We start from the raw sequence: 12,157 nt of genomic DNA, 5'->3' as shown, positions 1-12,157 counted from the left end.
CAAAAAAAAAGATTGTTTCAGCATTTTTATAAATGATTTCATTTTTATACCCATTGCATACTGCAGGCTTACCTGCAATACTGCCACAATAAAACAAGTTGAAAAAATCTCACCGTGGCTTCCTTTCTATATTATAATTTTCTTTCAGATAATTCATTTCCTATTACTCATTTAAATTTTCCCTGTTATATTACCACATTTAAACCTGGTTGAAAGATTTACAGTGCGGCTTCATTTCCATATTTATTTTACTGTTATCACTAGTGGGTTGTTATAATCCCAAAAGGGAAAGCGCCGGGGAGATTATTAAATCAATCAGCTTAATTCCCAAGAAGGGAACAATCACTCCGCCAATACCATAGATGGACATATTCTTTAAAAGCATTTTCTCTGATCTCATCGGTTTGTATTTTACTCCCCGCATAGCAATCGGAATAAGGCATGGAATAATGATTGCATTAAAGATCAGGGCAGATAAAATTGCACTGAATGGTGTTGCCAGTTTCATAATATTCAGCAGTTCCATCTGTGGAATTACAAGGGTAAACATAGCGGGGATAATGGCAAAATATTTCGCCACATCATTTGCTATACTGAATGTGGTCAGGGAACCTCTTGTAATCAGAAGCTGCTTTCCAATCTCAACCACTTCCAGAATCTTAGTAGGATCGGAATCCAGATCCACCATATTGGCTGCTTCTTTTGCTGCTGATGTACCGCTGTTCATGGCGATTCCTACATTTGCCTGCGCCAGTGCCGGAGCATCGTTGGTACCGTCTCCTGTCATGGCAACAATCTTTCCCTGTGCCTGTTCTTTTTTGATTTCCTCAATTTTATCCTCGGGCTTGCATTCTGCGATGAATTCATCCACGCCGGCCTCTTTTGCTATTGTAGCTGCTGTCAGGGGATTGTCACCGGTACACATAACCGTTTTGATTCCAATTTCACGCAAACGCTCAAACCGCTCTACCAATCCCGGTTTTACGGTATCTTTCAGATAGATAACACCGTAGATCACATTTTTTGCACACACAACCAGAGGAGTTCCCCCAAGTCCTGATACCTTTGATACGATACTCTCCAGATCATCCGGAACGACTCCATGGGCTTCTCTTACATACTGAATCATTGCATCATAAGCGCCTTTTCTTACCTTTGTTCCATCTGCAAGGTTTACACCGCTCATCTTTGTCTGTGCCGTAAATTCTATAAATTCCATCTGATCAGCCATATTAGCCTTTATCTTAGAATCCAGTGTCCTGCCAAGCTCTACAATGGATTTTCCTTCCGGCGTTGCATCACTTAAGGAACACATCACACTGTAATCCACCAGATCTTCTTTATCAATACCCTTTACCGGGAAAAAATCTGCTGCAAGGCGGTTACCAAAGGTAATGGTTCCCGTCTTATCCAATATCATGGTATCAACATCACCGCATGCTTCGACGGCTTTACCGGACATGGCAATTACATTAAATCTGGTTACACGGTCCATACCTGCTATTCCGATGGCTGATAATAAGCCTCCTATCGTTGTGGGAATCAGGCAGACCATTAATGCGATCATCGTTGAAATCGGGATGGCTGCTCCTGAATACCTGGCAAATGGATATAAACATACAATTACGATCATAAAAATGATGGTCAGCCCCACTAACAGGGTGTTCAATGCAATTTCATTAGGTGTCTTCTGCCTGGAAGCACCTTCTACCAGTGCGATCATTTTATCCAGGAAGGATTCTCCGGGAGAAGATGTTATTCGAATCTTCAGCCAGTCGCTGACTACCGTTGTTCCTCCCGTTACAGATGAGAAATCTCCGCCGGACTCTCTGGTAACCGGTGCCGATTCTCCGGTAATTGCGGATTCATCCACGGATGCAACCCCTTCTATGACTTCTCCGTCATTTGGGATCAGCTCTCCGTTTCTCACCAGTACAATATCACCTTTTTTTAATTCAGAAGCATTGACCTGACGCTCGCTTCCTCCGGCCAGCAATAATCTTGCTTTCGTATCCTGCTTTGTTTTCTTCAGCGTTTCCGCCTGCGCTTTGCCGCGCCCCTCTGCAACCGATTCTGCAAAGTTGGCAAATAAAATGGTAATAAATAAAATCAGTGTGACAATCCCGTTATATGCCCTTAACTCCGCCTGATCTCCAAAAACAGTAGGCCAGATTGTCAGCAGCAGTGTGATACAAAAACCTACCTCCACTACAAACATAACCGGGTTTTTCATCATATATCTGGGATCCAGCTTTTTAAACGCTCCGGCAATGGAACTTTTTAAAATGTCCTTTGTGATGAACTTTTTTTTGTTTTCCTTTGACATTTTTCTAACCTCTCATTCTTTTCTAAAACCATAATGTCAGATGTTCCGCAATGGGTCCCAGTGCTAATGCCGGGAAGAACGTCAATGCGGCAAAGATATATACAACAAATACTAATATAATCGTAAAAATCACATTGTCGGTACGCAGCGTACCAATCGTTTCATTTACCCGTTTTTTTGCAAACAGGGAACCGGCTATTGCCAGCTGTGCGATAATTGCCAGATAGCGTCCGAAGAACATGGCGAGTCCGGCAGTCACATTCCAGAATACGGTATTATCCGCAAGCCCTTCAAAACCGGAACCATTGTTCGCGGCGGAAGAAGAATACTCATACAGTACCTGGCTCAGCCCATGGAATCCCGGGTTGGTAATGCCCGCAAGTCCTGCCGTAGTGGAAACAGCCAGTGCGGAAAATCCCAGAATCAGCAATGGATGCACAATCAGCACCAGAGCTACCAGCTTCATTTCTTTTCCTTCGATCTTCTTCCCCAGATATTCCGGCGTCCTTCCGATCATCAGTCCACATAAGAAAACCGCCAGTATTGCGTACATAATCATATTCATAAGTCCAACGCCCTTACCGCCGAATACACAGTTAAGCATCATATGTAACAAAGGTACCATCCCGCCAAGCGGGGTCAGCGTATCGTGCATATTGTTAACCGTACCGGTTGTAAAGGATGTAGTTACGGTGGTAAATAAAGCGGACTGTGCTATACCAAACCGTACTTCTTTTCCTTCCATGCTTCCCATATCCTGGTTCAATCCTGCCTGTTCCAGTGCCGGGTTACCTGCCTGTTCTGAGAAGAAGCAAAGAGTAAGTCCTATCATAAAGATAATGGACATTGCTCCAAAGATCACTCTTCCCTGTCTTCCAATCATTGGAAGTCTGTCTTTTTTCTCTTTCTTGCTTTTTCTTTCATGCATCATCTTACCAAAGGTCACCACACAGGCACCCGGAAGAATCATCATCGAGATCAGTTCTGCAATATCAGAAATAACTGTGGGATTCTCAAACGGCGTAGTGGAATTGGCTCCAAAGAAACCGCCTCCGTTGGTACCCAGATGTTTGATGGATTCCAGTGCTGCCACCGGTCCCATTGCGATATCCTGCAGCTTTCCTTCGATCGTCTGCACTGTCTGGTTTGCCTGGAGCGTCTGGGGTGTTCCCTGGCTGATCAAAAGCAGTGCTACTAAAAATGAAAAAGGAATTAAAATTCTGGTGGTAATACGCACCATATCTTCGTAGTAATTCCCAAGGTCTTTTCCTTTTCCAGCCAATCCTCTGCAGAATGCCATGCACGCTGCATAACCAGAAGCTGCTGATGTAAACATCATAAATATAATAACCAGCATCTGGCTTAAATAAGACAGTCCGGATTCACCGGAATAATGCTGCAGGTTTGTATTCGTCATGAAACTGATAATAGTGTTAAAGCTCAGGCTTGCTTCCATACCGCCGATCCCGTTTGGATTCCCCATCAGTACTCCCTGCAGCCTTAAGATCAAATAACCCACAAATATCATAACTGCATTTGCCAAAATCAGATTTAACGCATACTGTTTCCAGTTCATACCCTGCCGTTCAATCCTGCAAATTTTATAAATACAGTTATCCACCCTGTTAAATACAGGATCTGCAAATGTTTTCTGCTTCGTGGCGATGTGATACATATAGTTTCCCATTGGAATGACCAGTATCAAAAAGATCGCCAGAGTCAATAATATCTGTAACATTGTTACCCTCCTGAAAATCAAATTTTAGATTTTTCTTATAATTTTTCCGGATTTATTAACGCATAAACCAGATATACCGCTAACGCCGCTATGATGATACCTAAAAATAACATAGCATACCTCCATCTTTTTCTATACATTGTCCTGGATTATTTTTTGCCCGTTTTTACCTGGGACTCACACCAGTCGGTAAACAGCTTCACAAGCACAAAACAGAGCACCAGTACGCCAACCATGATAATGTCCATCATCTTTTTCTCCTCCTTCTTTTCTCTGAGCTGTTAAACTGATAACATCCTAACATGTATCGGTTAAAAGTGGTGTTAAACTATATCCGTGTTCGCATTAAAATGGCATTAAAATCAACGCAAAAAAACAGGCAGCCGTCTAAATCTGACGACTGCCTGCATTTTATTGTATTATAAATCCATTTTTTCTATATCCCGGTAAGAGAGATAAGCAATTGCAATCCCCGCCAGACAAAACAGAATGGGGACAATCGGAATCATAAACAGGTTCGCATTGATTCCACTGCTTCCTCCCGTGACATTAATATTGGAATTGATCAGAATATTAATGACTACTGCCGCCACAATGGTGGAGGATGTGGATTTTTTCTTCATTCCAAAATATAAGGAAACCAGGCTTAGTCCCGCAGTCATAAATGCCCCGAATAATATATCCGGAATCCGTCCAATCACGGTGGACATCAGAATTTTATCCGGCGTCAGCGGCAGAAAGAGATTGATCAGAAAAAGGGACGTGCCAAATAAAAGATCAGCTAGTACAATCACAATAAAAGTACAGGTAAATACGATCAAAAGCTTGCTGGCTATTATTTTTTTCCTGGATACGGGATACGTAAACAAGGTATTTATAGTCTTATTGCGAAATTCTGCAATGATCAGTTTTGAGATCAGAACCCCTGCAAAGATTCCAAAACATACGCGTAAAATTAAGGATCCGAACATAAGGAGGTCCTCTGCACTTCCGATACTTGCTTCCTCTTCCAGTATGCTGCCCAACAGTGCAAGCAATATGCAGCTGATTAAGATAATCACGCTGGCTAACAGGCTCCCGCCCATCTTTTCTTTTTCAAATTCCAGTTTTATCAGCTTAATCATTTTCTTGTCCTCCCATAATTGTGTGAATAAAATAATCTTCCAGCGTATCATTCTTATAGATCATATTCAGAATACCCACGCCTGACATGACAAGCTCCTTGCTGATCTCTGCCTGCAAGTCAGTATCATAGATTCTGAGCCTGTTATCAGAGATAATTTTAAAATTCAAATGATCAAAGGCATTGTCCAGAATGGTAGCTGCCCTGTGGATATCATTTACTTCGATCTCCAGATATTGTAAGGAATCGTGCTGGATCTCCGACATGGATACCTCTTTGGTAAGAATTCCCTTATCAATCACCCCAATGGTGTCCGCAAGCTGCTCAATCTCCGCAATAATATGGCTGGAAATCAATATAGTGGTTCCATAGGATGCCTTTAATTTCACTAAAAGCTGCCTGATCTGCTTAATTCCAATGGGATCCAGACCGTTAATCGGCTCATCCAGGATTAATAGCTTTGGATTCGTAATCATAGCTCTTGCAATCCCCAGACGCTGCTTCATCCCCAGGGAAAACTCTCCCACGGGTTTGTTATCTATCCCTTTTAAATCCACCATATCCAGTACTTCCCGGATTCTTTTCTTGTCATAAAAGCCCATGTAATTGCAGTGCAGCTTCAGGTTCTTCCATGCGGTCAGCTTTTCATAGAATACCGGATATTCAATAATGCTTCCGATATTTCTCAAATACTCGTAAGAGTCCTTTAGTATGACTTCACCGCAGACCCGGATGTTTCCCATATCGGGTTTTGCCAGATTCAGAATCATTTTCATAATGGTTGTTTTTCCGGCACCATTTGGTCCTAAAAACCCATAAATTTCTCCCTGTTTTACACGCATGGAAACATTTTTTACTACTTCTGTTCCCTTATACGATTTCGTTACATCTTCTAATATAATTATATCCGACATATTGTCCTCTCCATTTTTCCGAAGCGTGTTTGAAATTTATATTTCTCCCGCCCCTCTTTTGGTATATGTACGAGTACTCGTTACATAACCCGGTTTTGTTCTATCTGAATGTTATTATATCGGAATATATTTTCCATTGATTACAAATTCCTTACATAATCCTTTTAAAAGAATTACTTTCAAAAATGTGAGTGGGGCAGCGATACCGTAAATACCGTTTTTACAAATGGCATGCTTTTTACCCTGATATTTCCTCCCATCGCCTCAACCAGCCGTTTTGTAATCGTAAGGCCCAGACCGCTGCCCTGATACTTTTTATTCCGGGAGTCCTCCAGGGTAACCAGGCGTTCGAAAATTTTATCCTGGCTGTCTTCAATAATTCCTTTTCCCCGGTCTTCCACCTGAATCAGCACATCATCTCCTCTCTGTGTGATGCCAAGTCTCAGGTATCTGCCGTCCGCTCCATATTTTATGGCATTTTGTATCAGATTTGCCAATATCCGTTTCACCGCCTGCTTGTCTGCATCCACCGGAATTTCATCCTCCGGGATATCAATTTCCACCTGGAATCCGCCTTCCTGTAGCATATCATAATAATTCAGTATCTCATTTCTGGCATTTTCGCACAGATCCAGCGTCTGCATCTCCAGTGCCAGTTCACCCGATTCGATTTTCACCAGATCAAAAAAGATATTGATCATTTCTAATACATCTGTCGTTTTTCGGTATATCTTTTCCACCTTTTGCTGTATGGAATCTAAGGAAATCCCTTCCTGGTTCCGTATCATTTCCGAATACCCCAGAATGACCGTCAATGGGGTTTTCAGATCATGGGAAATATTCGCCAGCATTTTACGGTTGCTGTCCTCCTGCTTTTTCCGTTCCTTTTCCAATTCTCTCTGATGCTCGAAAAGGACATTTACCTGAACCAGCAGCTCCTGTATTTCCTTTTCATCGGAAAGTGCAAGCAGGGTATCCACGGTATCATTTTCCAAAAACCCTGATATTTCACCTGTTATTTTATGTAACTGCCTGGACTGGCTGATATATTTCGTTAGTACAATCAGAAATCCAACAGCCAGAACAGCACAAACAATGCTCAGTAAAATGATAGTCATTTTGCACCCTCCACCGGAGTTCCCAGTTTATAACCAATCCCCCAAACCGTTTTTATGTATCGTGGATCGGATGGCTGATCCTCGATTTTTTCCCGGAGTCTGCGAATCGTCACATTGATGACATTATCATCATGCAGAAATTCATCATCCCAAACCTCCTGGTATATGGATACCTTGGTATATACCTTCTCCGGGTGATTGGCAAATAATTTCAATATGTCAAATTCTTTAGCAGTCAGACTGATGGGAACTCCTCTCTTTTTTACCACCAGATCCTCCGTTTCTATGGTCAGGTCTCCAATAGTAATTCTGGATTCACGATTTTCAGCTTTCGTGTGGTAAATGCTGGTACGCCGCAGAAAAGCTTTAACCCTTGCCTGTAATTCCATAACAGAGAAAGGCTTTGTAATATAATCATCCGCCCCGTACTCCAGTCCCAGCACCTTTTCAAATTCGCCGTCCTTTGCCGATAGAATTAAAATCGGAACCGTATTTCGTTCCCGGACCTTTTTAAGCACCGTCATTCCATTTACTTTAGGAAGCATCAGATCCAGAATGATTAAATCAATAAAATCATTTTCTCTTAAGAATTCCAATGCTTCCTGTCCGTCTCCGGCTGTATAAATGGTATATTCCGGCTGGGTAAGTGCTTCCTCTATCATCTCCCTGATATCTGTTTCGTCCTCTACAATTAAAATTGAAAACTTCATATTGATCCTCCCATGAACGCTGTCAGTACGTCTCTTAAAAAACTATCTGTAAATCACTCATGAAATATTATAACAGATATGTGGGGAAAATGTACCCATTTATAAAATATCTGCTATTGCTTTTAAGCTGTCCACAGGTGCCTGGCATCTGTTTTGGGTACACAGATAAAATTGCCGCTTTCCGGGTATGATCCCATATGCTTCCGTAAAGGGAGCGGCTTTTTTCAGTCGGTCGGCATTTTCTTTTGTCTTTACTACAATGGCAAGATTACTGTCCCGTTCTCCAAGACACCGAAGTTCTTCTATCTCTTCCTCGTTGGGTTCAAGGCAGATCAGTTCCCTGGATGGATACAGTACCTGCATCATCGCCAGCAGGGTAAAGCTGTATGCAGATGGGTAATCTGCAATATTTCCCGCCAGAAAGCGGATCTGTTTGTGGAATAACTCCTGCCACTTTTCTTCTCCGGTTAACTGGGCTAATTTGTACAGCACAAAGGCAGCAACGGAATTACCAGAGGGAACTGCCCCGTCATAAATTTCTTTAGAACGTACAATCAACTTCTGGGCGTCTCTTGCATAAATATAAAAACCACCGTTTTCCATATCGAAAAACTGATCCGTCATATCATTACCAAAAGACAGCGCCTTTTCCAGAAAATCAACCCGGTAAGTGACACGGTATAGCATCAGAAGTGCATAGCAGTAAAATGCATAGTCATCTATTTTCCCTTCTCCTGCAGATTCTCCATCCCGGTAACGTACCAGGAGCTTCCCTTTTTTCACCAGTTTCTGGGTGATAAACTGTTCCGCTTTCAAAGCAGTTTTCAGATAGTATTCCTCGCCCGTCACTGCATATGCTTTTGCAAATGCGGCTATCATCAGTCCATTCCAGGAAAGCAGAATCTTGTCATCCTTATGAAGGCTGGCGCGCTTTTTTCGAATGGGGGTAAGAGCATGATTGATTTTGGCAATCCGGCTGTTTCTTTCTTCAAAACGGGGATTATCAATCAGGTTTGGAATGGATTTTCCTTCAAAATTTCCATGGTAAGTAATATCATACCAGCTGCAAAAATACTCCCCGTCATAATCTCCCAGATATTCTTTTATTTCATCGGGATCAAACACATAGTACCTGCCCTCCACCCCATCGCTGTCTGCATCCTGTCCGCAGTAAAATCCACCCTTTTCATCCGTAAGCTCTGCCTCTACATACTGCAGAGTCCGCTCAGCCACAAAAAGGTACAGGTCTTTGCCCGTTATGGTATATGCTTCCAGATATGCAATTGTCAAAAGAGCATTGTCATAGAGCATCTTCTCAAAATGTGGTACCAGCCATTTTTCATCTGTGGAATACCTGGAAAACCCACCGCCCACATGATCAAAAATCCCGCCCCGATACATCTGGCTCAAGGTTTTTTCCACCATTTTAAGGGCTTCTTCCTTTTTCTCTTTTTTCCCATATTCCATCAAAAATAACAGATTATGCGGTGTGGGAAACTTTGGTGCACTGCCAAATCCGCCATATTTCGGATCAAACCGTTCCAGAAACTGGGCAAATCCCTCTTTCACCAATTTTTTATCCGGTTCTCCCTGAAGAGCCACCTTGTTCTGCTCTTTTAAAAAATGCAGGATTTCATCACCTGCCTGCAGCAGACGGTTTTTCTCGTTCTTCCATCTGTCAGCAATCATTTTCAGCAATTCATCCAGCCCCGTCATTCCATATCTGGCTTTCGGCGGCAGATATGTTCCTGCAAAAAACGGCTTGCACTCCGGAGTCATAATAATGGTCAGCGGCCAGCCTCCCTGTCCGGTCATTGCCTGACAGACAGACATATAGACGCTGTCCACATCCGGTCTTTCCTCCCGGTCTACTTTTACTGCGATATAATTCTGATTTAAAATCTCTGCAATTTTATCATTTTCAAATGATTCATGTGCCATCACATGACACCAGTGGCAAGTACATCATTGCAGACAGGTCAGCTATACCCAATAGATAGGAAAACAGGCTTATCCTCAAGCTTTGCTTTCTCAAAGGCTTCCTCACTCCACGGATACCACTGAACCGGATTATTCCCATGCTGCAGCAGATATGGTGACTTTTCTTTGATTAACCTATTGGGTATATTTTTTTGATTGTCCACAAGACCACCTCCTTTCAAAAAAAGAGAATGCACATATCTCACAGAAACATTCTCTAATTGTCAAAATTTGATATTTACGTGTTTATAATTACGTGTTTATCATCTCCCTCTCTGTATCAAATTATACTTTTTAAAATTGTTATGTAAAGGGTAAAACGGCGGGCATAGACGCCCGCCGTACTGTCCGGTTCATATGGAAAAAGCTTAATTTAACAGATCATTCAAACAAATATTTTTACACCCTTTACTTTCATAATAACACAGCATCTCGTCTATCTTCTTTTTATTATAACTGGTAATGCAGTCAGACAGAACCTGCACGCCATAATCCGCTTTACGTAAGTTGTAGCAGGTTGATTTAACACAGGCGGCAGCATCTGCTCCTGCTATGTAGAAATCACATATTTCATTATTTTGGATAAAGTCTGTAAATTCTTCACAGCTTAATGCATTTCCTTTGCTTTTCGTAAAAACATATTTTGACACCATGTTCAAATCCGGTGCTAATTCAGCCCCATATGTATTCGGTTTAAACGTTCTAGTGCCGGCTGATAAATTTTCATGCCTTATATAAATAACATGAATATTATTCTTGACTGCCCAATCAATCGCTTGATTAATATTGCCAATAACATCCCGGTAATTCTTGGTTATGTCATTCTGGATATCGATGATTACTAATGCTTTTTTCTGCATGGTGCTTCCTCCTGATAGATCGATTAATATGTTTGCTTTTTCATTATACCTTATAATTGTTGACATCTGTATGGCAGCAATCTATAATGAAAAGAAATTTTGAAAGGCGGCTATAAGATGAAAGTTGACAGACTTGTCAGCATTATTATGATACTCCTTGATAAAAAGCGTATAGGAGCACAGGAGTTAGCAGAAATGTTTGAAGTTTCGACACGCACAATTTACCGCGACATAGACGCCATCAATATGGCAGGTATTCCTGTCCGGGGGGCATCGGGAGTGGGCGGCGGTTTTGAAATCATGCCCCAATACAAGATTGACAGAACGGTCTTTTCCTCTACAGACCTTTCCGCGATCCTCATGGGGCTTTCCAGTCTTTCCAGCATGATCGGGGGGAATGAACTGGTAAATGCTCTTGCAAAAGTCAAGAGTTTTATCCCTGCCGACAGAGCGCAAGACATTGATTTAAAAGCAAATCAAATACATATAGACTTAAGTCCGTGGATGGGCAGCCGGAACATACAGCCCTATTTAGAAATTATCAAAACAGCTCTACAGGAAAATAAACTGCTTTCCTTTGAATACGCAGACCGCTACAGAAATAAGACTGCACGGACAGCAGAGCCTTATCAGCTTGTATTGAAAGGAAGTAATTGGTATTTTCAGGGGTATTGCCGTAAAAGAAATGACTTTCGCTTATTCAGGCTCTCCCGCATATCAAATCTGCAAATGCTGGAGGAATTATTTACCCCAAGAGATTATCAAAAACCCCAGTTAGATTTTACGAAAATGCTTGCATCTATGCAAATAAGAATCAAACTCCGGATTCATAAATCAATCACAGACCGGGTTCTTGAATATTGTACTTATGAAGACTTTTCCCCGGATGGTGAGGAACATTTTATTGTTCGTTTTCCTTTCATAGAGAACGAATACCATTATCATATTCTATTCTGTTTTGGGGATAAATGTGAGTGTTTAGAGCCGTTACATGTCCGTTCAGAGATGAAACGCAGAATATGTGATATAGCTGCCATTTACAAAAGTTAATTCATCAACAATTTTCCCTTGTAACTTGAAAAATCTCCATTCCAATTACTGACAGGGCGGATTATAGAGCAAACGCTTTATAATGAGGCTATTAATAACATTATATTTGGGTTTTGCTGAGTAAAGACGCTTTGTAGATGGAGGTGGTGTACAGAAAGAGAAGGGGGCGGACCAGGAGAGGGGTTTGGAAGGCTCAACGCAGAACTGGCATTTTCTAACCTTCCCGAAGCGCTTTTTGGCGGCACGCGGGCATTCGCTCCGAAATCCTGATGCATTTCGCAGCTCAGTGCCCGCTTAGTATCCGATGGGAGCCAGTCGAATACTATCCGCCAAAAAAC

The 12,157-nt window shown here is 41.9% G+C and carries 11 protein-coding genes; 1 reads left to right on the top strand and 10 read right to left on the bottom strand.

All coding sequences use genetic code 11. The annotated features are described in order from the left end of the window. Nucleotides 1-271 precede the first annotated feature (271 nt). From kdpB to ACH2DQ_RS20665, 10 genes are all read right to left on the bottom strand, one after another. Nucleotides 272-2,326, bottom strand: a complete 2,055-nt coding sequence (gene kdpB / locus ACH2DQ_RS20710; RefSeq protein ID WP_394914188.1) for a potassium-transporting ATPase subunit KdpB — start codon at nt 2,324-2,326, stop codon at nt 272-274. A gap of 22 nt (nt 2,327-2,348) precedes the next feature. Further along, nucleotides 2,349-4,064, bottom strand: a complete 1,716-nt coding sequence (kdpA, locus tag ACH2DQ_RS20705) for a potassium-transporting ATPase subunit KdpA (RefSeq protein ID WP_394914187.1) — start codon at nt 4,062-4,064, stop codon at nt 2,349-2,351. A 35-nt stretch (nt 4,065-4,099) separates the two neighbouring features. Beyond that, on the bottom strand, nt 4,100-4,177 hold the full coding sequence (gene kdpF, locus ACH2DQ_RS20700; protein WP_394914204.1) for a K(+)-transporting ATPase subunit F: 78 nt from the start codon (nt 4,175-4,177) through the stop codon (nt 4,100-4,102). 306 nt (nt 4,178-4,483) lie between these two features. Beyond that, nucleotides 4,484-5,188 carry an ABC transporter permease gene (locus ACH2DQ_RS20695; RefSeq protein ID WP_394914186.1) on the bottom strand — a complete coding sequence of 235 codons (705 nt, stop codon included), beginning with the start codon at nt 5,186-5,188 and terminating at the stop codon, nt 4,484-4,486. Further along, nucleotides 5,181-6,101, bottom strand: coding sequence for an ABC transporter ATP-binding protein (locus ACH2DQ_RS20690; protein ID WP_394914185.1), 921 nt, complete (start codon nt 6,099-6,101; stop codon nt 5,181-5,183). Before ACH2DQ_RS20690 ends, ACH2DQ_RS20695 begins: the two co-directional genes overlap by 8 nt. A gap of 179 nt (nt 6,102-6,280) precedes the next feature. Further along, a complete protein-coding gene (locus ACH2DQ_RS20685) occupies nt 6,281-7,219 on the bottom strand; it encodes a sensor histidine kinase (protein ID WP_394914184.1) in 939 nt (312 codons plus the stop codon). Next, complete coding sequence (locus ACH2DQ_RS20680; RefSeq protein ID WP_394914183.1) at nt 7,216-7,929, bottom strand: response regulator transcription factor; 714 nt, start codon at nt 7,927-7,929, stop codon at nt 7,216-7,218. Before ACH2DQ_RS20680 ends, ACH2DQ_RS20685 begins: the two co-directional genes overlap by 4 nt. Before the next feature lie 99 nt (nt 7,930-8,028). Then, entirely contained in the window at nt 8,029-9,870 is a 1,842-nt protein-coding gene (locus tag ACH2DQ_RS20675) for a thioredoxin domain-containing protein (protein WP_394914182.1), read from the bottom strand. 38 nt (nt 9,871-9,908) lie between these two features. Next, a complete protein-coding gene (locus tag ACH2DQ_RS20670) occupies nt 9,909-10,073 on the bottom strand; it encodes a DUF255 domain-containing protein (RefSeq protein WP_394914181.1) in 165 nt (54 codons plus the stop codon). A 204-nt stretch (nt 10,074-10,277) separates the two neighbouring features. Further along, the gene (locus ACH2DQ_RS20665; protein ID WP_394914180.1) at nt 10,278-10,769 is read right to left on the bottom strand and encodes a cysteine hydrolase family protein; all 492 of its coding nucleotides are present in this window, start codon (nt 10,767-10,769) and stop codon (nt 10,278-10,280) included. A 117-nt stretch (nt 10,770-10,886) separates the two neighbouring features. On the opposite strand from ACH2DQ_RS20665, the gene ACH2DQ_RS20660 reads away from it, so the two are divergent. Next, nucleotides 10,887-11,819: a helix-turn-helix transcriptional regulator gene (locus tag ACH2DQ_RS20660; protein WP_394914179.1), complete on the top strand. Its 933-nt coding sequence runs from the start codon at nt 10,887-10,889 to the stop codon at nt 11,817-11,819. Nucleotides 11,820-12,157: the final 338 nt, after the last annotated feature.

This window comes from Robinsoniella sp., from assembly GCF_034124845.1.
This window is presented reverse-complemented; position numbering and strand designations above follow the sequence as displayed.